At 48.6% G+C, this 20,766-nt stretch carries 16 protein-coding genes; 10 read left to right on the top strand and 6 right to left on the bottom strand.

All coding sequences use genetic code 11. The annotated features are described in order from the left end of the window. Positions 1-247: 247 nt before the first annotated feature. Positions 248-2,143, bottom strand: coding sequence for an ATP-binding cassette domain-containing protein (locus tag R6242_RS20040; protein ID WP_293934920.1), 1,896 nt, complete (start codon positions 2,141-2,143; stop codon positions 248-250). A 395-nt stretch (positions 2,144-2,538) separates the two neighbouring features. On the opposite strand from R6242_RS20040, the gene R6242_RS20035 reads away from it, so the two are divergent. Together R6242_RS20035 and R6242_RS20030 are read left to right on the top strand one after the other, a co-directional pair. Continuing rightward, entirely contained in the window at positions 2,539-3,027 is a 489-nt protein-coding gene (locus R6242_RS20035; protein ID WP_318430292.1) for a hypothetical protein, read from the top strand. Between the two features lie 29 nt (positions 3,028-3,056). Further along, on the top strand, positions 3,057-3,665 hold the full coding sequence (locus tag R6242_RS20030; RefSeq protein ID WP_318430290.1) for a putative adhesin: 609 nt from the start codon (positions 3,057-3,059) through the stop codon (positions 3,663-3,665). Between the two features lie 141 nt (positions 3,666-3,806). On the opposite strand, the gene aroQ is transcribed toward R6242_RS20030, so the two are convergent. The 4 genes from aroQ to R6242_RS20010 all read right to left on the bottom strand — a co-directional run bounded on the left by aroQ (position 3,807) and on the right by R6242_RS20010 (position 6,634). Beyond that, positions 3,807-4,370, bottom strand: coding sequence for a gamma subclass chorismate mutase AroQ (gene aroQ / locus R6242_RS20025; protein ID WP_318430288.1), 564 nt, complete (start codon positions 4,368-4,370; stop codon positions 3,807-3,809). An 80-nt stretch (positions 4,371-4,450) separates the two neighbouring features. Continuing rightward, positions 4,451-5,371 (bottom strand): effector binding domain-containing protein, encoded by a 921-nt coding sequence (locus R6242_RS20020; protein WP_318430321.1) that lies wholly within the window; start codon positions 5,369-5,371, stop codon positions 4,451-4,453. A gap of 14 nt (positions 5,372-5,385) precedes the next feature. Beyond that, positions 5,386-5,751: a VOC family protein gene (locus tag R6242_RS20015; protein ID WP_318430286.1), complete on the bottom strand. Its 366-nt coding sequence runs from the start codon at positions 5,749-5,751 to the stop codon at positions 5,386-5,388. A gap of 187 nt (positions 5,752-5,938) precedes the next feature. Then, positions 5,939-6,634: a YafY family protein gene (locus R6242_RS20010; RefSeq protein WP_318430284.1), complete on the bottom strand. Its 696-nt coding sequence runs from the start codon at positions 6,632-6,634 to the stop codon at positions 5,939-5,941. A 442-nt stretch (positions 6,635-7,076) separates the two neighbouring features. Here R6242_RS20010 and R6242_RS20005 point away from each other — a divergent pair, with 442 nt between their 5' ends. The 8 genes from R6242_RS20005 (at position 7,077) to R6242_RS19970 (ending at position 19,696) form a co-directional block, all read left to right on the top strand. Continuing rightward, positions 7,077-11,828 carry an NAD-glutamate dehydrogenase gene (locus R6242_RS20005; RefSeq protein WP_318430282.1) on the top strand — a complete coding sequence of 1,584 codons (4,752 nt, stop codon included), beginning with the start codon at positions 7,077-7,079 and terminating at the stop codon, positions 11,826-11,828. Between the two features lie 314 nt (positions 11,829-12,142). Next, the gene (locus tag R6242_RS20000) at positions 12,143-12,898 is read left to right on the top strand and encodes a hypothetical protein (protein ID WP_318430281.1); all 756 of its coding nucleotides are present in this window, start codon (positions 12,143-12,145) and stop codon (positions 12,896-12,898) included. Between the two features lie 290 nt (positions 12,899-13,188). Beyond that, positions 13,189-14,292, top strand: coding sequence for a peptide chain release factor 2 (prfB, locus tag R6242_RS19995; RefSeq protein ID WP_318430279.1), 1,104 nt, complete (start codon positions 13,189-13,191; stop codon positions 14,290-14,292). A 202-nt stretch (positions 14,293-14,494) separates the two neighbouring features. Beyond that, positions 14,495-14,866, top strand: coding sequence for a GxxExxY protein (locus tag R6242_RS19990; RefSeq protein WP_318430277.1), 372 nt, complete (start codon positions 14,495-14,497; stop codon positions 14,864-14,866). A gap of 67 nt (positions 14,867-14,933) precedes the next feature. Further along, positions 14,934-16,433: a lysine--tRNA ligase gene (lysS, locus tag R6242_RS19985; RefSeq protein ID WP_318430275.1), complete on the top strand. Its 1,500-nt coding sequence runs from the start codon at positions 14,934-14,936 to the stop codon at positions 16,431-16,433. 165 nt (positions 16,434-16,598) lie between these two features. Beyond that, on the top strand, positions 16,599-17,858 hold the full coding sequence (locus R6242_RS19980) for a tyrosine-type recombinase/integrase (protein WP_318430273.1): 1,260 nt from the start codon (positions 16,599-16,601) through the stop codon (positions 17,856-17,858). Positions 17,859-18,356: 498 nt separating this feature from the next. Then, positions 18,357-18,890 carry a PAAR domain-containing protein gene (locus R6242_RS19975; RefSeq protein ID WP_318430271.1) on the top strand — a complete coding sequence of 178 codons (534 nt, stop codon included), beginning with the start codon at positions 18,357-18,359 and terminating at the stop codon, positions 18,888-18,890. Next, on the top strand, positions 18,890-19,696 hold the full coding sequence (locus tag R6242_RS19970; RefSeq protein ID WP_318430269.1) for a hypothetical protein: 807 nt from the start codon (positions 18,890-18,892) through the stop codon (positions 19,694-19,696). The genes R6242_RS19975 and R6242_RS19970 overlap by 1 nt, the downstream gene beginning before the upstream one ends. A 427-nt stretch (positions 19,697-20,123) precedes the next feature. Here R6242_RS19970 and R6242_RS19965 read toward each other — a convergent pair whose 3' ends face one another. Beyond that, a complete protein-coding gene (locus tag R6242_RS19965) occupies positions 20,124-20,456 on the bottom strand; it encodes a hypothetical protein (protein ID WP_318430267.1) in 333 nt (110 codons plus the stop codon). Between the last annotated feature and the right edge of the window lie 310 nt (positions 20,457-20,766).

Genomic DNA, 20,766 nt, shown 5'->3' with positions numbered 1-20,766 from the left:
AGCCAAGCCCGATATCCGCCAATCCTGAATATCGCATGTGAATATTCAGGATTTAATTTTTCACTATACCTCAGCTCTGGAATTAATATTTTTAATAAAAGCGCTTGGGCTAAGTGACTCAACTCATTAAGGCGCAATATAAATGAGCCACTTTATGCTTTGCCATAATAAAAAACCCCAAAAGCATCGATGGGGTATCTCGCTTTTGGGGTTGGTAGCAGAAAGCAGGCTTGATTAAGGCATCTTCTTAGCGCAGTGCTTCCAGCTCATCAGAAATCTCTAACCATAGTGCTTCTAATGGCTCTAGTTTCTTTTTAAGCTCGGCTTCTTTATTACGCGCCGCTTCTAGCTCATTTTTCTTTTCAGCTAGATAGATGTTTTCTTCTGCAAGCAAGGCCGTGATTTTAGCCAGCTCTGCCGTAAAGCCTGCCATGTCTTTTTCGACTTTAGCTAGCTTCTTTTCTACTGGTTTACGCAACACTGCATTACGCTGACGCGCATCGGCTTCAAGTTTTTTCTGAGCCTTACGATCAATTGCGCTACTGGAATTACGCAGGGCGCTGTTTTCTTCGCTGCGCTTTTGCTGGCTGTATTTGGTGTACTCATCCAAATCACCATCAAATGGGCGTACTGTGCCGTCTTCAATTAGCCAGAAATCATCCACCGTAGCACGCAGCAAGTGCCGATCGTGGGAGACCACAATAATCGCGCCTTCGAAATCTTGCAGTGCCATCGTCAGCGCCTGGCGCATTTCGATATCTAAGTGATTGGTTGGCTCATCCAGCAGCAGCAAGTTAGGCTTTTGCCAAATCAGCAAGGCTAAAGCTAAACGGGCTTTTTCACCACCAGAAAATGGCTCGATCTTGCCGGTGGCCATGGCACCGTTAAAGTCAAAACCACCCAAGAAATTGCGGTGCTCTTGCTCGCGCGTATTTGGATCAATCTTTTGCATATGCCAGAGCGGTGATTCATCTAGGCGTAAATGCTCAAGCTGATGCTGGGCAAAGTAACCAATTTTTAGCCCCTTGCCTTCTTCGCGTTCACCCAGTAACAATGGATTTTCGCCAGCCAAAGCCTTAATAAAGGTCGATTTACCCGCGCCATTGACACCCAGCAAGCCTAAGCGCGCTTCGTTTTCTAAGCTGAGCGTCAGGTTTTTAAGGATAGGGCGATTAATATCGTAACCCGCTTGGCCGTTTTCTAATTTCACCAAGGGATTAGGGCTGTTTTCTGGCTCGCGGAAGCTAAAAGTAAACGGTGAATCAACGTGCGCGGCAGAAATACGCTCCATTTTTTCTAGCGCTTTCACGCGGCTCTGTGCCTGACGTGCCTTACTGGCTTTGGCTTTAAAACGGGTAATAAAGGATTCAAGGTGATTGATGGTGCGTTGCTGCTTATCAAACGCCAGTTGTTGCAGAGACAAACGTTCGGCACGCTGGTTTTCGAAATCTTCGTAAGTACCGGTGTAAAGCGTCAGCGCCCCACCCTCTACGTGCAAGATTTGTTTAATGGTGTTGTCAAGAAAATCGCGATCGTGCGAAATAACCAGCAGCATACCTTGGTAAGTCTTTAGCCATTGCTCCAGCCAAACCACGGTTTCTAAATCTAAGTGATTGGTTGGCTCATCCAGTAGTAGCAAATCTGAGCGGCACATCAGCGCCTGCGCCAGATTTAGCCGCATACGCCAGCCGCCTGAAAAGCTCGATACTGGATGGCTGAGTTCTTCCGTAGAAAAACCTAAACCTGCCAGTAATTTTGATCCACGCGATGCGGCGGTATAGCCGTCAATTGCATCAAATTCGCCGAGCAATTCGCCATGGCGAATGCCGTCGTCGTGCGAAACATGCTCTAACTCATGCTCTAAACGGCGTAATTCTCTATCGCCATCCAGCACATAATCGAGCGCCGAGCATTCCAGCGCAGGCGTTTCCTGCGCCACATGGCTGATCGTGATGCGTGGCGGCATTTCAATATCGCCAGCATCTGGGTGTAATTCGCCGCGCATCAGCGCAAAGAAGCTAGATTTACCTGCGCCATTAGCCCCTACCACACCAGTTTTGCTACCCGGTTGCAGAGTTAAATCGGCAGAATTAAGCAGCACCTTGGTGCCGCGTCTTAGAGTGAGGGATTTAAGTCGTATCATGGGGCAGGATTCTAACAGAGACGGGGCAATGAAAAAGCCAAATCTTGAACAAGTAGCTAAAAGCAAATGCAATGATCTGAGATAAGTTCGCCTTGCTGGGTAATTTGCTTATTTTTACGGCATTTATCGTGTTTTATTAGGACTAAAAATAAGCAATCCGCTATCTATAAAGCCACTTACTTGAAATAAGCCTCAGCTTATCTGCCCCCCCATCCCCTGCCAGCCCGTGGACTTGCCCGCAATTCAAATACGCCTCTAGTACCGTCGCGAATAATTACGCCATTATTTAAAATAATAACTAATATAATTAATAAACCTTAAGTGAATACATTTGATTTACTTACGCATCCTTGCGGTAAAAAAATCGGCAAGGCTACATAAAACAGGAATATAAGATGCCTGAAGGCTTAGCAGATCTGTTTGGCACTGACCAATGGATTCCCACTGGAGCGGTTAAAACCACCGCACAAACTCAATATGATTTTGAGCTACTGGTACAAGCACATGTAAACCCCTTAACCCCTGGCGTTATCGATGGTGGAGGCACCTGTGCCAATATTCTTGCGGCTATTCCTGCAGGACAACAAAATGTTTTTGAGTTTGAGCCAAGATCACAATATGGCTTCAAATTTCGATGGGCAGATGCAAATGGAATACAATGGCAAATTCATGGGCATGAACCAGATGCAGGCGCCCTCATCGGCCATGTCGGTGCAGGCGCATGGACAATGCGTGTGCAGTTTGGCAATACTTTTATGATGTCGCGCCAGCTGGTTTCTGATTTTCCTGTTGCACACGCCAATTACGCCCCGCCTACATTTTGGAGCCGCTGTAATACACCTCTAAAAATTGGGCTCAGCCATATTGTGATCAACAATCCATAACAATGGCCTTAGCCTCACCGGAGCGCACCATGCCAGTAGGAAAAAGAGCGTTAAATGATCAGCTTTATGTTTTCTCCAATAACAATGGCAACAGGCATCACAATGCCGCCATGATTACGGCGCACGGTGAGCAGCTATTATTTGGAAACACTTTGAGTAGAACATTTACCGTGCCTGCTGGCACCGGAATTTCTTTTTTTGCGCCGCATGGCAGCACCCTTACTACTACGTTTTATAACTGCGGCCGTGGCGCAAACCGTCCAGTGGGGGTAGTAGAAATAATCAATGCAGGAGCGCAGTGCCACGATTACAACCTGACTAAGTTTGAAGGCTATCACTGCAACGGCGTAACCGGCATTGCAACGCTGGATAAAATCATTGATTGCTGCTACGACGGCCAGCGCGGCCTTTCATATGACAATTTAGAAACCTTGGTTGAAGATCCAACGGTAGACGTTGATGTAATTACTGTAAGAAATAGATGGGGCTGCCGCGATATGACACTTAGCCGCTTGATTTTTCAGCTGATTAACGCGGGCTACCACTACAACGAAATTTATTGCTCATTTTGCCGTGGGCCAGCATGGGTTTCATGGGGTAGCATCAGCAACTGCGGCACGCCCGATCACCGTTTCTAAGCCTATTTGAGGCGAAGGCAAAGCTAACTGGCCACTTCGACATTAGGGCTCTGGCCAAGTTCTGCTAACTGATTTTGCTGAGCCAGCTTGGCCCATAAAAATCTTTATCTGCCCCACCAAATAAGATGGGGCGGCCATGATTCAGGGGCATTGCAATGTGCTGAGCGCCATTGCGCTTACTTCGGGAGTAAATTGCGCGAGCGGCCCTGTTGCTGTGTTTAATGCGCGCTTGGTTTCTGGCTGGCATAAATCTGCTTGTACTGTTTTTATCTTTATGAGTAATTGCAGGGTTAGCCCATCTAATACGGGGCGTACATCTTTGGCTAAATCGGGGGCGGGGGTAAAGGGCGTTTGTTTTTGTAAACGCCATTGTTGATGAAGCTGGCTTTGTATTAATTTGCCCGCATCAAATTGAGTTTGGAAAAATGCGGCGGCGAATCGAGGATCAAGCTCAATGGCGATGGCTCGTTTTTGCACATCCACCAAGATGGATTGCTCACGGGCTGGGTCATTAATTGCAGCGCCCGAATTCCATTTACTTTGAGCCACTAAAGGCGCAACGGCTAAACGTTGAGCGATTAAGCTTAATAAATCTTGGGCTTGCTGCGTTTGGGCGGTGGAATCAGTGCTTGGCATTTGCGCGCAAGCCACGATAAGAACCACTGAACACAAAGAAGTAATTAACTTAATCAATGTTTTACGCATATGTTTTCCTATTTGATAAAGCTGGTTTGTAGAGGGCTGCAATATGGTGCAGCCCATGCCAACTTTACAGGAATCGATATTTATTCTGCTGCTACGCCGATGTAAATATGCACTTCATTGGGCCCAAGATAAGCTTCGTAATCACTGATAAAGCTGCGTTTAATTTGTGGGTTTTGCTCAAAATAGGCCCAAACATTGCCCCAAGCTTGGATCACTGCTGCAGGCATGGCGCCACGCGTTTCAAAAACCAAGTATGGCCCCGCTTGAATGGCTACGTGGTTAAAATCGCCACTTGGGCTAGATGCGGCAACGCCAGCGGTTAGATCATATTGGCCGTTAGCGTCGGATTCATATCCCGAATACACCCCATAAATAGGTGAATTGGCGATGCGCTCTGGGATTTTATCCATTAATCCTTCAGAGAAAAAACGCCCCCATAGCTTCGGAATTTGCGCCGTAGTGGGGTTGAATTCATCGCTATTTTTGGTTCTTGTGCTTAAACCCGAAACTAAAAAACCTTCAACGTGTTTTGCTTGCATATAAAGCCTTTGAAAAAGTGAGCTTTGTGTGGCTTGGATGGGGTGTAAGGCGGGGCTATTTGAACGATCGGCCGCCATCGCTTTTGCAATGGTTTGCATATCATGCGGGCTAATAGCAAATAAGCCGAATCTAAATGGTGCGCCCCAGTTGCGAATACCCCGGGAAAAATCTAATTGTTCAAGTAATGGCAGGATCGCGGCGGGCTGTGCGGGCAGCCAATCCACATCGCGGCGATAGGGAATAAAACCGCCACCCATATCAAAAGGATAAGGATCCCCTGCCCTTGCTATGCCGATGGCGGTAAAAGATTGTAGTTTATCTTTGCCGCCCATTTGCGTGCTGGGTGAGTAATACGCTACCCAATCACCGGGCTGGATGCGTTTTAAAGGGCCGTATTTGCCGTGGCAAACTTGCATATAGCAACCCGCCACCCCTCGTGCAACGTGCTCGCAACAAACCACGGCAATCCAGCATGTCACTCTAGGGAGTACACACGCAAGCGATGCGCGTCTGGATCGAGCGCCACAAAGGTGTAGCCAAAATCCATAGCGGTAGGTTCTTGGGCGATGGCTAGGCCCTGCTTACGCCAAATTTCGTACTGAGCTTGCACGGCTTCTCGCCCTTGCAGCAAAAACGCCAGCTCCACCCCGCCCCCGGTTGTGCCCGCTGCTGGCTCCACGGTGTGTTTTGACCACAGGCCAAGCTTAAGGCCAGATTCCAACTTAAAGAGTGCAAAGGTAGCAGAAAGCTCAATCGGCTCATGGCCTAGTATGCTCTGGTAAAACGTGGCGCTGGCCGTTGGGCTATCTACATACAGCAGTACAAAATCAGGATTAAACATGGTGGGACTCCGTCGCTTTAGTGATGCCTGAAGTTTAGCGGGGGCTTGTGTCAGTTTTTGTCAGTAGTTAACACACCATCCGAACTTTGTGGGCTATACGCTTTTTAATCGCACTGACGAATATTACTGAGCACAAGCTAAATCTAGCCAGAGGCTACTGCGTTACTTCAGTTGCTAAGCAACAAGATCAATGCCTTTGCTCGGTAATCCCTTCCGCTACTCGCCAAGCTTTTAGTAAGGCTTGACGGCGCTTGGGGTAACGCTGCTCTTGTGATAGCAGTGATTTAATTCTATCCACCCTAAAGTGGCGAAAAGCTTGGCGTGCCTCGCACCATGCAATCACTACTCTTGCGTAATCAAAAAAAGCCAAGGCGCAGGGCCAGATGATGCGAGTGGATTGTTTGCCTTGCGCATCTAAATAATGCAGCTCTAGCTTACATTCATGGCGGATGGCTTCTCTGATTAAGCCAAGTATTTCGTCAGAGTCATTGGGCTGTTGGCTGGGGCCGATCAGTAAGGCCGCCGTATCTAATTCTAAGCGCAGCTCTGTGGGCAATACTGCCGCAATCTTACTTAAAGCGTGGCTAGCCGCTGCGCCTAAGCGGGCATCGGTGCGGCTGGCCACCCATTTAGCCCCTAGGGCCAAGGCTTCAATCTCTTCAACGCTAAACATCAGCGGTGGCAAAGTAAATCCTGGCCTTAAGACAAATCCTAAGCCAGCTTCGCCCTCAATTTGCGCACCTTGCGATTGTAAGCTGGCAATGTCGCGGTAGAGCGTACGCAGGCTAATGCCTAGCTCACCCGCCAAAATAGCGCCGCTGACTGGGTAATGATACAAACGCAATTTTTGCATTAAGGCGAGTAAACGCTCTGCTCTAGACAAGTCTTTTCCTTGTAATTGGGGTGTAAACATGAAGAAATAAATACGCTTTTTATTGCGCATATTTTAATCACAAAAACAATCCTATTTATTTAATTTCATTGAAACAATCGTTTTAAAAACACCATAAGGCATTATTTAAAGTATGCAAATAAAAGCGCGTTCTTTTAAGTAGAAGCCAGTAAATACATGGATATAGGTGTTTTTACTTACGTAGGATGAATGGATTTTCCGAACGTTTCATAAATTAAATATTCTTGAAGTTTACAATTTACCCTATTGTTAAAAATAACATGCTGTCAGGCTTATTCATTAACAACAACAACTTGGCTGCAATATTCTTACTATTGTAATCCTGCTATTAGTGAAAATCATGATGCGCCAAAGCTGGCAATGCCTGAAAGGTGGGTATAGAGTCAGGGCACACTGAACCGGAGCTTCTGTTATGACCGTTTTGTCCACACTCAAAGCACTAGGTGAACTTGCTGCGGCGAGTGACCAGCCGATCACCCAAGATTTTCTCTCTGCTTACTTCGCCCACATTTCTGAAGACGATTTAATAGAAAAAACGCCGGAAGATTGGTTTGGCGCGGTACTTGCGCATTGGCGCATGGCGCGCAACCGCGTGGCCAATACACGCAAATTGCGTATTTATAATCCAAGCGTACCTGATCACGGCTGGCAAAGTAGCCATACCGTGATCGAGATCGTCCAGCCTGATCGCCCTTTCTTAGTTGACACCATCGGTATGTCGGTGGCGCGCCGTGGCTATGGCGTGCATCAGGTGGTGCACCCAGTATTGCAAGTCGCACGTCAGGAAAACGGCGATTGGCAAGAGATGGATGAAGCTGGCGCAGCCGAATCATGGATGCATATTGAAATAGACCGCATCACCTCTAGCGATGCCATTACTCAGTTAGAGAATGATTTAAACAACGCCCTAGATATGCTGGATGCGTGTGTGACTGATTGGCCTGCCATGGCTGATCGCGTCACGGCTGCACTAGAAGGCTTGCGCCATCGTCCGCCTCCGCTGGATATTGTGCTGGTGCGTGAAACAAGCGCCTTTTTAGAATGGATGCTGGCGGGTCACTTTATTTTCCTTGGCGTGCGTGATTACCGCTTTGCAGAAAATGGTGACTTGCATTTTGTTGGCGGCTCTGGCCACGGCCTGCTGCGTGATGCGGGCGACTCCGGCCTATCGCACACTTGGGCCTCCCTGCCGGTGGATCTGCGCCAACGCGCTTATGCTGCCGATCAGCTTATTTTAATGACCAAGGCCGATACACGCTCTCTGATTCACCGCCCTGTGTATTTAGACATGGTGAGCCTGCGCGAAGTAGATGCCACAGGCAAAGTTATCGGCGAGTTACGTATCCTTGGTTTATATACTGCCAGCGCTTACACCACGCCACCACGCAACATCCCGCTGGTACGTAAAAAAATTAATGCCGTCTTACTGGCTAGCGATGCGGATGTAGGCGGCTATCGTGGTAAAGCGCTACTGAATGTCATCGATACCTATCCGCGCGATGAGCTGCTGGAAATCGGCATCGATGATCTGGCGCGTATTGCTCAGGGTGTAGTTAGCCTGCACGAGCGCAGCCGCGTACGTACTTTCTTCCGTGAAGATCTGTATCGCCGCTATGTATCGGTGATGCTGTTTGTGCCGCGTGATAACTACACCACGGAAGTGCGCGTTAAAGTAGAAAAAATCCTAATGGAACGCCTAGGTGGTTACGAGGCTGAATTCAATGTATTGCTGGCTGATAGCCCGCTGGCACGGATTCACTTCCTGATTCACCTGCCCGTTGGCGAGCGCATTGTGTATGACGTCAAAGAGATTGAAGACGAAATCGCCCGTGCCGCACAGCGCTGGCAAGATGATTTACGCAATCAGCTGACCCATGTACGTGGCGAAGAAACCGGTGCCGCGCTGTATCAGCGTTACCAACGTGCCTTCTCCCCCGCTTACTGCGCAGATTTCACAGGCCGCGTGGCGGTTTACGACATCGAAGCGCTAGAAGCCAGCTTAAAGAATGACAAGATCGCCATTACCCTTTCACCAGGTAGCGTGGTTGATCCTACCCTGTGGCGTTTGAAGCTTTACCGTGGCAAGCCTATTGAGCTATCAGATTGCCTGCCGCTGCTAGAAAACCTTGGTGTGCGTGTACTGGATGAGCGTCCGTATGCGCTGACTTTTGATCAAACCGAGCATGCTTGGATTATTGATATTGGCTTGCGCCTGCCTGTAGGCACGTCGCTAGAAAACAGCATTGATCGTGAGCGCCTAATCGCCGCGTTTACTGCTATTTTTGAAGGTGCTTGCGAAAACGATAGCTTTAACCGCCTGATTTTGGGTGCGGGCCTAGCTTGGCGTGAAGTGTTGATCCTGCGTGCTTACTCTTGCTATATGCGTCAGGTTAACCTGAAGTACGGCATTGAAATTATCGCAGATTGCCTATTACGCCACGGCAAGCTCAGCGGCCAGCTAGCCGCTCTGTTTGTGATGTCGCATGATCCGGTGACCAATTCTGCTGGTGTGGCTGAGATTCTGGCTGAAGAGATTCGCCAAGCGTGCGCTAACCAATCTAGCGTGGACGAAGAACGCATCTTATCCAGCTTGCTGGCCGCGATTTTGGCCACGGTACGGACTAACTTCTTCCAGCAAGATGGCGAAGGCAAGCTTAAATCTTATACCTCGTTCAAGATTGAATCGGCGCGCATTCCAAATATGCCGCAGCCTGTGCCGTTATTTGAAATCTTTGTTTACTCGCCAGAAATGGAAGGCGTGCATTTACGCGGTGGCAAAGTGGCTCGTGGTGGTTTGCGCTGGTCTGATCGCCGTGAAGACTTCCGTACTGAAGTCTTGGGCTTAGTCAAAGCGCAGATGGTAAAAAACACCGTGATTGTGCCGGTTGGCTCTAAGGGTGGCTTTGTGGTGAAAAACCCACCAAGCGATCGCGAAACGCTGATGGCGCGTGGCATTGAATGCTACAAAAACTTTATTCGTGGTTTGCTGGATTTAACCGATAACTTGGTGGCTGGGCAAGTGGTGCACCCGTTACAAGTCCATCGTTTAGACGAGGATGATCCTTATCTGGTGGTGGCTGCCGATAAAGGCACGGCCACTTTCTCTGATATCGCCAACGGTATTTCCCGCGACTATGGTTTCTGGCTAGACGACGCTTTTGCTTCGGGCGGCTCAGTAGGTTACGACCACAAAAAAATGGGCATTACCGCCAAGGGCGCATGGGTTTCGGTAGAGCGTCAGTTCCGTGAGCTGGGCATCAATACCCGTACCGATGAATTTACTGTGATTGGCGTCGGGGACATGTCTGGGGACGTGTTTGGTAACGGCTTGCTACGTAGCGAGCACACTAAGTTGCTAGGTGCGTTTGATCACCGCCATATTTTCCTTGATCCAAACCCAGATCCTGCCGTGTCGTTTAAAGAGCGCGCACGTTTGTTTGATCTGCCCCGCTCCTCATGGGCCGATTACAACGCGGAGCTGATCTCTGCGGGCGGCGGTATCTGGCCACGCAATGCCAAGACTATTCCGCTATCGGCAGAAGTCAAAGCCATCCTTGATGTAGAGGCGGATGAGCTGGAGCCAAGCGAGCTGATTCGAGCCATGCTGAAAGCGCCCGTTGATCTGTTCTACAACGGTGGGATTGGTACATACGGCAAGGCATCGACTCAGACTCCGGCCGAAGCGAATGACCGTGGCACCGATGCCGTGCGTATCGACGGTAAGGAATTCCGCTGCAAAGTCATCGCCGAAGGCGGCAACTTGGGCTTTACCCAATTAGGGCGGGTTGAATACGCAGCGCACGGTGGCCGTGTGCATACGGATGCAATTGATAATTCTGCCGGTGTGGATTGCTCTGACCACGAAGTCAATATCAAGATTTTGCTGGGGCGGATTATGGCCGGTGGCGATCTCACTATGAAGCAGCGTAATGATCTGCTGGCTTCTATGACAGACGAAGTGGGCCATTTGGTACTGCGTGATAACTATCTGCAAACCGAAGCCATCAGCCTTGAATATCAGCAGACTGCTTCGCTGTTGCCGGTGCATCAGCGCTTTATGCAAGCACTGGAAAAAAGCGGTCGCCTATCTCGCCGCATTGAATTCTTGCCAACTGACACACAAATCGCTGCACGTCAGCAAGAGGGCAAGGGCTTAGAGCGCCCAGAGCTGGCCGTATTACTGGCTTACGCCAAAATGGCGCTATTCCAAGACTTGCTGGCAAGCGATTTACCGGATAGCGCAGATTGGGATGGCCTGCTGGCAGCTTACTTCCCTAAACCGCTGGTTGATCGTTTTGGTGATCGCCTAGGTGAGCATCCACTGCGCCGTGAAATTGTGGCCAATGAGCTGACCAACCGCACCATCAACCGCATGGGCATCAGCTTTGTGTTCCGTCTTTCTGAGGAAACCGAGTTGCCTCCAGCCACGATTGTGCGTGCTTGGTACGATGCGACCGAGCTGCTCGATAGCGAAGCCCGTTTTGTTGCTATTGAATCGTTAGATAATGCGATTCCGGCCACTATGCAATATTCCATGTTGCTGCGCGAGCGTCGTCAGTTAGAGCACGCAACACGTTGGCTGGTGCAAAACCAAGACACCCTGCCAGATTACGCAGAGCTGATCCGCGATCTAAAAGGCAAAATCCCGGCTCTGCTGCCGCAATTGCCAGAATGGTATGCCGGTTCAGCCAGACAGGCAGAGATCACCCAAAGCTGGCTAGAGGCAGGCGTACCCGCTGCCCTTGCTAGACAAAGTGCCTGCCTTGATGGTGCAACGCAGCTGCTGAATATCGCGCTGCTCACTAAGAAAAAATCCGCAGAAGTAGACGCGGTGGCAACGGTGCACTTTGCCCTTGGTGATGCGCTAGAGCTAGATTGGTTGCACGGCTTGATCGAGCAATTGCCACGCGCCAACCACTGGCAAACGCTGGCCCGCTTAGCATGCCGTGATGATCTGCAGCGTGCCCACATTGCCCTGACCAGCGCAGCTTTGGAGCTAAGCCCAGGTGCTACGCCTGCAGTAAGGGTTGAATCATGGTTAAGCAGCCAAGAAACAGCCATCGCCCACTGCCGCCGTATGTTTGAAGAAATGAAAACATTAGCGCCAGATTTAGCCATGATGTCTGCCGCCTTGCGCGAAATTCGTCATCGCTTGGCGGTGTAAGGAAAAAAGCGTTGGTGCGTGTCGCAGATCGGGGTGTTAGCCTTTAACTCAAGCAAGCCCCAATGCGCGATCATAAAAAATGCGGCCCTGTTGAGGGGCCGCATTTTTTTGTGTGGGAACATTGGTTGATGCTCCAGCTCTGCCAGCGTAAGCATCTTAGGGAAACACATTTTTGCCCACGCCGCGCAGCTGCGTAGACAAGATAAACCGCCTTTGCCCACGCTATATTTCATAAATAACATTAAAGGTTTACGGGTTTTCTTCGATATATAGTCATAAGACTGACTGCTCGCTTTCTCCCTAAGGTTTTCCCTATGAAAATTGCTGCTGAATCCATGCCCGCGTTGATTTCGTCCCCTAATACGCGGCAACGCGTTGGCGAAACAGACGACTCTACACAAACCAGCGCATTGTCATTCAAAATCCCCAAGTGGGATCCAATCGCCAGCCGTAAAAATGCGGCCAAAGCAAGATTGGATATGCTAAAGCGCCAATTGGATGGCATGTTGAAATTTGCAGGCGTAGGCAAAGGTAATGTAGCGGCTGCAGCAAGGCTGGCCAAACAAATCGCGGCGGCTGTTGCAGAATACGCAGGGATCAGTGGTGATGGTGCGGTACAAACCCCAGCTATCGCGGGGGGCCGCCCCGCTACACCTGCAGAAAATACCTCCGCCAGCAAGGTAGAGGCAGAAAAAATTGGGCAAGCCGCAGAGCAAGCCTTACAAAAGCAAGAAGAAAAAACTGATAAAAAAACCAGCGACCCTCTTGCTGCACTGCAATCCAAACATGGCATGAGCGCGCAAGATCGTGATTTTTTAGAAGATGCCAAGAAAATCATGCAAAAAGCCAAGCTACTCTTGGCCTTAGAGCTGCAAAAAAGTAAAAGAGATTCAAAAACCGATAAGTCGCTCTATAACGACGCCATAAAAGCTATGGATAGCACCTTATCAAAAGCGACAGCGGCTTTAGAGCAAGCAGCGAAGCAAGCAAATACGCCTATGGTCTACGCCGCTGATGGCAACACAACAGCCATTCAAGTCAGTATTCCGCAAATTTCAGTACAGGTATAAGCCAATATACCCTAGCAATAAACGTACTTTTAGCAATTTTCTGTTTTTGGCTCCCCTTGAATGCCACTCTCACGGTATAATTTCGCGCTTTAGTGTGTGCAGCCTGCCAGACTTAAGACAGATCTACTGCGGAAAAGCCGGATTTGGCCACATTTCACGCATTTTTTCGTTGAATAGCCCGCTATTCTCCTCAAAAATACGCGATATGTGTCTCAAGCCGGACTTCCCCTCGCAACGATCGCTTAAGTTAGACCGGCTGCAAGCCGTCTTAATGGGACAAAGCCACAGGCATGGAAGCAGAACAGCTTAATCAGATTGCGAACCAAATTATAGATTTGGCTTCCCGCAGCGAAGAACTACGTCGTTACCTCGATTATCCCGGCAAAAGCGATCGACTTGAAGAAGTTGTGCGTCTTATGGAAGACCCGGATATCTGGAACGATCAGAAAAAAGCGCAAGAATTAGGCCGCGAAAAAAAGGCACTTGAAGGCGTGGTTGTGGTGCTGGATGAAGTGACCAGTGGCTTAGTCGATGCAAAAGACCTATTTGATATGGGCAAGGAAGAAGGCGATTTCGATACCCTGCAGGCCGTGGCTGATGACGTCACCGCCATTCAGGCTCGTATTGAAGAGCTGGAATTCCGCCGGATGTTTAACCATCCAATGGATCCAATGCCCTGCTTTATCGACATTCAATCGGGCGCTGGCGGTACTGAGGCGCAAGACTGGGCGGGCATGCTGCTACGCATGTATGTTCGTTATGGCGAGCGCAAAGGCTTCACCGTTGAAGTGATGGAGCAATCAGACGGCGATATCGTGGGTATCAGTCAGGCGACGATCAAGCTGACCGGCGACTACGCTTACGGCTTTTTGCGCACAGAAACCGGCGTGCATCGCTTGGTTCGTTGCTCGCCTTACGATTCAAATAATCGCCGCCATACCTCGTTTGCCTCCGTGTTTGTTTACCCAGAAGTGGACGATAGTTTCGAGATTGAAATCAATCCGGCAGATGTGCGCACCGATACTTACCGTGCTTCTGGCGCGGGTGGTCAGCACATTAATAAAACGGATTCTGCGGTTCGCTTGACGCACATCCCGACCAATACTGTCGTGCAATGCCAGAATGACCGTTCCCAGCACAAAAACCGTGACGAAGCATGGAAAATGCTCCGCGCCAAATTGTATGAGTTGGAACTGCGTAAACGCATGGAAGCCCAGCAATCATTGGAAGCAACTAAATCCGATATCGGCTGGGGCCATCAGATCCGCTCTTATGTGTTTGACCAGAGCCGAATCAAAGATCTGCGCACCAGCTTCGAAGTCGGCAATATCAAGGGTGTCATGGACGGCGACCTAGATGGCTTCATCGCCGCCAGCTTGAAGCACGGGGTTTAAGCTTCTAAAACCCAAACCTTGAACCACGGAGGGCACAGAGAACACGGAGTTTCACGGAGTTTCACGGAGTTTCACGGAGAAAATCGCGAGGGTTTATTTAAGGCCATCTCTTCGTTTTTTGTTGCCTAGCACCGCTCCCCAAGGCTCGTCGCAACATGTAAATACTCAAGAAGCTGTAAGGCATATTTCATAGAGGTTTCTGATGCAATTGAGCGAGTTGACCGATGATATTTTGGGAGCAGCCATTGAAGTACATCGTCATCTTGGGCCTGGCTTGCTTGAATCTGCCTACGAAACATGCTTGGTACACGAGCTATTTTTACGTGGGCTAACTGCAGAACGACAAGTGGATTGCAAAATTCACTACAAGAACACCATTGTTGAGCACGCATTTCGACTCGATTTACTGGTTAGCGGGCAGATCATTGTTGAATTAAAAAGTTGTGAACACTTATCAGCAATACATGAAGCACAGCTACTAACTTATTTAAGACTAAGTGGCCACAAAGTTGGCCTGTTGATTAACTTCAATACCACTTTATTAAAGCACGGCATTAAACGTATCGTGCTTTAAGGGTTTTCTCCGTGAACCTCCGTGTTCTCTGTGTCCTCTGTGGTTCAAGATTTGGGTTTATATAAAAATGTCTGAAGAACAAATTATCCAGCAAGATGAAAATCAGATTATTTCAGAGCGCCGTGCCAAGCTGACGGCGCTGCGTGCTGCTGGCGTGGCTTATCCGAATGACTTCAAGCGCGAAAACTTGGCCGGTGACTTACAAGCCAAGTATGGCGAGCTTGAAAAAGCTGCTATGGAAGCGGCAGAAGTCAGCGTTGCCGTTGCTGGCCGCATGATGCTTAAACGTGTAATGGGCAAGGCGAGCTTTGCCACCGTACAAGATTCCACAGGCCGAATTCAGTTTTTTATCAGCAAAGATAAAGTGGGTGAAGAGGTTTACGACAGCTTTAAGACTTGGGATATGGGCGATATTATCGCTGCCCGTGGCAAGCTAATGAAAACCAATACTGGCGAGCTGTCGATCCAAGTCACTGAACTGCGTTTGCTGACCAAATCTTTACGCCCTCTTCCAGACAAGCACCATGGTTTGGCCGATCAAGAGCAAATTTATCGTCAGCGTCACTTAGATTTGATTACTAACGATCTAAGCCGCAGCACATTTATCAAGCGCTCTAAAATTGTGCAGTGTATTCGTGACTATATGGTTGCTGAAAGCTACTTAGAAGTTGAAACCCCGATGATGCACGGCATCCCCGGCGGCGCAACGGCCAAGCCATTTGTAACGCACCATAATGCGCTGGATATGCCGCTTTACCTGCGCATTGCCCCAGAGCTTTACCTCAAACGTCTGATCGTTGGCGGTCTAGAGCGCGTATTTGAAATTAACCGCTCTTTCCGTAATGAAGGCATGAGCACGCGCCATAATCCAGAATTTACTATGATCGAATTCTACGAGGCGTATTCTGACTACCAGCGCATGATGGAAATGTCTGAAGGCATTATCCGTGCTTGCGCCGAGCTGGCAACAGGCAGTACCGTGATCACCTATCAGGGCAAAGAAGTTGATTTGTCCAAGCCCTTTGCCCGCTATACCATCGCAGACTCGATCAAAGCTTACAACCCAGAATACACCGACGAGCAGTTGAACGATCAAGCGTTCTTGGCGGCAGAAGTGGTTCGTTTGGGTGGCAAGCCAATGCCAAACGCAGGCGTTGGCGCATTGCAATTAGCGCTGTTTGAAGAAAACACCGAAGCCAAGCTGTGGGAGCCGACTTTTATTATCGATTACCCAGCTGAAGTCTCCCCGCTGGCCCGCGCCAACGACAGCAAACCAGGCATTACCGAGCGCTTCGAGCTATTTATGGTTGGCCGTGAACACGCCAATGGCTACTCAGAGTTGAACGATCCAGAAGATCAAGCCGAACGCTTTATGGCACAGGTTGAGCAAAAAGACGCTGGGGACGATGAAGCCATGCACTTTGATGCAGATTACATCCGCACCCTAGAATCTGGCATGCCACCAACCGGTGGCTGCGGTATTGGTATCGATCGCTTGGTCATGCTACTAACCGACTCACCAAGCATCCGCGATGTAATTCTCTTTCCGCAGATGCGGCCTGAGTAAGATTCTGTAAGCACCTAGAACGAACGTAAAACCCGCATAAACGCTAGCTTATGCGGGTTTTTTGTTTACGGGGCAAGCCGAGTATTCACGACCAAAGACGGGGGTATCTGGGGGTATCTTTGGGGGTATAATTTTTAGATACCCCCACACAGATACCCCCAACTTATGCCCCTCACAAAACTTGAAGTAGACAAAGCAAAACCCAAAGAAGATGGAAAGGTTTTAAAACTGGCAGATGGCCTAGGTTTATCGCTCTGGGTTATGCCAACCGGCGCTAAGTACTGGCGCTTCAAATATCGCTGGGCCAATAAAGAAAAATCCCTTGCGCTGGGCGTTTATCCGGAAGTCTCACTAAAGACTGCCCGAATTAAGCGCGATGAGGCAAGGAAGCTTCTTGGCGATGGCACAGACCCCAATACACAACGCCAAACAGAAAAATTAGCCCGAGTTATGGCTGATAAGAACACTTTTGAGGCTGTGGCAAGGGAATGGCACAGAATAAAGGCGAGGGACTGGGCACCAAGGCACGCTGAGGCTGTTTTAACGTCTTTAACGTGCTACCTCTTCCCTTCGCTAGGGAAGCGCCCTGTCGCCACCATAGAACCCCAAGAAGTCTTGGAAGTATTACGCAAAGTAGAAATCACAGGAAAAAGAGATACGGCCAAGCGCCTCAGGGAGAGATGTAACGCTATTTTTCGTTTGGGCATTGTCTCTGGCTACGCCAAGCACAACCCCGCCGCAGATTTAATCGACGCTTTGCAACCACCCGTAAGCATCAAGCACCCTGCCCTTCGGTTTGATGAGTTACCAGCTTTTTTAAATGCACTGTATTCGGCTGACAACTTCACACTACAAACGCGCTTACTCATCCAAATCATCATGCAATGCTTTACCCGTATTGGTGAAACAGTAAGGGCCGAATGGGTACACATTGATTTTGAGGCTGGCCTGTGGACTATCCCACCAGAAAACAGAAAATTAGTTCACAAACTAAAAGCGTCAGCCAGCCCACACATCGTGCCGTTATCCAGTCAGGTACTTGCCGCCTTTCGTGAGCTGGAGCAGCACAGAGTCCCCAGCAATCCCTATGTATTCCCCAGCTTTACTCGTCCAATGCATTTTATGAGCACAGCAACACCAGGTAAGGCGCTTGAGCGGATTGGCTACGGGGGTAAGAACAAGGAAAACGGCAATCTTGTTACACACGGATTTAGAGCCACTGCATCAACAATTTTGAATGAAGCAGGGTTTAATCCAGATGCTATTGAGAGGCAGCTATCCCATACAGAGCAGAACACGGTAAGAGCGGCCTATAACCGTGCCGCATACCTAGACGAGCGCCGCTCCATGCTACAAGCGTGGGCAAACTACCTTGCAGAGGTCTACCAAGACGGCAAAGCAAAGCAGCTAAAACTAGCAGAATAATTTCCGTGTAGAAGGTAAAACCTAGTCGGTACGTCGGTACATCGGTACAAGTTGATTTAATACATTGAATTTATTGATATTTTTTTGTACCGACGTGTACCGACAGCGCTTATGCTGTCGGTACAAATTTTAAGTAATCTCGCATACCCACAAACAAGTGCAAAGTATGTGGAGCGTCGAAAAATATGCTCTAAGTAATTTGATTTTATTAGTTTTTTTGTTTCTAAAATATAAATAAATATGAAAAAACCAAGCTATTTACTCACACTCCTTCCCTCGCCCCGTTGGTTTTTAGCTTGATAGTTCCTTGATAAATAAAGCAACGGGGCGAGAATACGGTCAAGTAGCGGCATAGCGACGGCCAAGCACAACAAAACCATACATAAAACCACCTATGCCTTTCTTTTTGCTTATGTAAAAATTCACACTACGTAAGAATTTAGAAAACAAGACAAGAATAATTAGTAAAATTAAATCCTGAATATAAGCGAGGCCAAGATGAAGCGAGTTATTAGATTAGGCGATCAAACCAGTCACGGCGGAGCCGTTGTTAGCGCAGCTCCCAAGTCAGTTTTCTTTGGCAAGGCAGTGGCAAGAATGGGCGACACTGTAACTTGCCCCATCAATGGCCACGGGCCTTGTACGATTATTGAGGGTGACCCCTCGTGGAATATTGATGGTAAGCCGGTAGCCCTAGAAGGACATAAAATAAGCTGCGGAGCGGTACTCATATCCAGCATGCCGCAAGTAGGCAGAACTTATGAAGGAATGGGGGCAGCACAAGAAGGATCCGCCGTCAGTGAAGCGCTTAAAACAGTTGCTAAATCAGCCCTAGGTCTGGCCGCTGCATTTAATCAGCACGTTGTCTTTCAAGATCACGAAGGAAAGCCAATCAGCAGCTTACCCTATCAAATAAAAGGCCCAGATGGAGTAATAGTAGAGGGGAAAACAGATGCTGGCGGGAAGACCCACGTAGTAGCGGGGAAAAGTGGGGACGCAATGGACTACGACATAGCAAAGCAGGCTAAATAATGGCAGACGCTTCCACAGCCAGCTCAGTAAAACTGACACCTAAAGCGGACAAAGCAGGCGTTAAAGTAACATTTAAGGTTTTCTGGAAAACAACACGCTTTTGGAAGGAAGAGGACATCTTAGACTTTCAAAGAGCTGTGCCCGCTATTGTCGAGCGACTGCGTACAGAACAATACTGGGACAAAGAAGGCAGTATCAAAGAAAACAAATTCACCTGCGAAGACTTCGCCATTAGAGTCTTGTGTGAATATGCAGCCCCCAAAGGCTTACCCGTAAAGCTAACTACGGGAGTCAGAACATATTGGAATATGGAAGTTTACAATCCCAAGGCGCATGCAGATTATCAATCCAATGTTTACGGCTTCTCTGAAATGGTCATGCTGTCTTATGGAGCACCTGATATGCAACGCCTTGGAGTCAATACTGAGGCGGTCAAAGATCCTGAATCACTCAAAGCAGGTGATATCTTAGCGCTTGCGCATGACTTAAAAGGCTCATCAACGGGGGGTAGAGCACACCACATCCAACTGGTAGTGGCGACAAGCAGCAAGACCGTCAATATTTATCAAGGCAATTCCGATAGCACAATCCACAGACCCATTACATGGATAAATCGTCTCATTGGTCGCAATGGTGCAGACCCCGCACAGAAAGCCTATGCAGGTCTACCAATTGAAAGGGGCGTTTATACAGAAACTTCTAAGGGTGTATGGGATTATCTCAATACAACCACAAAAAATACGAGTAGCGATTTTTTAAAAAGCTTTGATTTACTTAGATGGGATTTTATGGGGTTCAATAAATGAGTTTAACGCCCGCACAGGGATTTTTAGCTTTAATGGCCGACAGTGATTACTCAATGCCTATATATTTATTAGCGGCCACTCAAATACTTCTATTTCTTTTGAGTCTATCCAATAAAGTTAGCACCTCATTATGGTTTAGAGTGGTGGTTGGGATATCTCTATTAATTCTTCCTATCACACTAGGATTTGGTATCTATTATGCGATTCAGCCACCAGCTTAGGTCAATAAAATCACAAAAATAGTTTGTGATTAGCCTGCCCCTCCCTAAAAGGGAGTAACGATTAAAGCGACAAAGTTTGCACTGCCTCACAGAAACACCGGTAACGAACTTAAGTCATGTACTCCTCAGGGTTGTCAGCGCCTACAAGTAAACAAGTACTAAACCCTTAACCGCTGCAGCGGCTAAGGGTAATCGCCGATCAAATTTTAGCCCTCTGAGCTATTTCCGAAACCTCGACGGTTGCGCTTGTCCTTATTGGCCGTTAACCAAGCATTGACGTCCTCAGCGTCCCACCTAGGACTACCACCAACATTCAACGCAGGCTCAGGGAATGGGCTAAGGCCAATTTTCTCGTTTTCCACATCCGATGGCGACCGCATATCACGCAAGACCTTGGTTTGAAATCCACCAGTCGAACCAAAAGGAGACTGTGCGTTTGGTTGAATTTTTCGCCAGCGGTCGAACGTACTCCGACTAATGCTTAACCGGCCACAGATGTCCTCGGCAGACAGTAGTGACGTTTTTGCGATATCAATCATGAAATTTCCCTTCGTTCTGTTTTATGGGGACAGGGACAAACATATCAGAACGAAGCTAAACGCGTCAATAGGCATCAGAACGACGCATATAGTTATGCGCGCCCGCAATAACGAGCATTTTTACGGTCAGCAGCAGGGCAGCACAAAGCCAGACAGTGGATATTTTCACGCAAGACACAGTGAAGCATGAGGGCTGCGTCAATCACGGACACCACGCTTTGGGTTTATTTCTAATTTTCTAGCTCAAACTGCTTAGCAAATACCGCTGGTGCCTCGTCGTTCAGACGCGAATGGCGACGGATCCGATTGT

Origin of the sequence: Iodobacter sp. CM08 (genome assembly GCF_033446605.1) — a bacterium.
Lineage (GTDB): Bacteria > Pseudomonadota > Gammaproteobacteria > Burkholderiales > Chitinibacteraceae > Iodobacter.
The sequence above is the reverse complement of the archived record's forward strand: the minus strand, read 5'-3'. Positions and strand labels throughout refer to the sequence as shown.

What these genes read in the sequence shown, in the direction of transcription:
- R6242_RS19970 (WP_318430269.1), top strand. Translation starts at nt 18,890, where the DNA reads ATGGCAGACGCTTCCACAGCCAGCTCAGTAAAACTGACACCTAAAGCG.
- R6242_RS20005 (WP_318430282.1), top strand. Translation starts at nt 7,077, where the DNA reads ATGACCGTTTTGTCCACACTCAAAGCACTAGGTGAACTTGCTGCGGCG.
- R6242_RS20015 (WP_318430286.1), bottom strand. Translation starts at nt 5,751, where the DNA reads ATGTTTAATCCTGATTTTGTACTGCTGTATGTAGATAGCCCAACGGCC.
- lysS (WP_318430275.1), top strand. Translation starts at nt 14,934, where the DNA reads ATGTCTGAAGAACAAATTATCCAGCAAGATGAAAATCAGATTATTTCA.
- aroQ (WP_318430288.1), bottom strand. Translation starts at nt 4,370, where the DNA reads ATGCGTAAAACATTGATTAAGTTAATTACTTCTTTGTGTTCAGTGGTT.
- R6242_RS20035 (WP_318430292.1), top strand. Translation starts at nt 2,539, where the DNA reads ATGCCTGAAGGCTTAGCAGATCTGTTTGGCACTGACCAATGGATTCCC.
- R6242_RS20000 (WP_318430281.1), top strand. Translation starts at nt 12,143, where the DNA reads ATGAAAATTGCTGCTGAATCCATGCCCGCGTTGATTTCGTCCCCTAAT.
- R6242_RS19990 (WP_318430277.1), top strand. Translation starts at nt 14,495, where the DNA reads ATGCAATTGAGCGAGTTGACCGATGATATTTTGGGAGCAGCCATTGAA.
- R6242_RS19980 (WP_318430273.1), top strand. Translation starts at nt 16,599, where the DNA reads ATGCCCCTCACAAAACTTGAAGTAGACAAAGCAAAACCCAAAGAAGAT.
- R6242_RS20040 (WP_293934920.1), bottom strand. Translation starts at nt 2,143, where the DNA reads ATGATACGACTTAAATCCCTCACTCTAAGACGCGGCACCAAGGTGCTG.
- R6242_RS19975 (WP_318430271.1), top strand. Translation starts at nt 18,357, where the DNA reads ATGAAGCGAGTTATTAGATTAGGCGATCAAACCAGTCACGGCGGAGCC.
- R6242_RS20030 (WP_318430290.1), top strand. Translation starts at nt 3,057, where the DNA reads ATGCCAGTAGGAAAAAGAGCGTTAAATGATCAGCTTTATGTTTTCTCC.
- R6242_RS19965 (WP_318430267.1), bottom strand. Translation starts at nt 20,456, where the DNA reads ATGATTGATATCGCAAAAACGTCACTACTGTCTGCCGAGGACATCTGT.
- prfB (WP_318430279.1), top strand. Translation starts at nt 13,189, where the DNA reads ATGGAAGCAGAACAGCTTAATCAGATTGCGAACCAAATTATAGATTTG.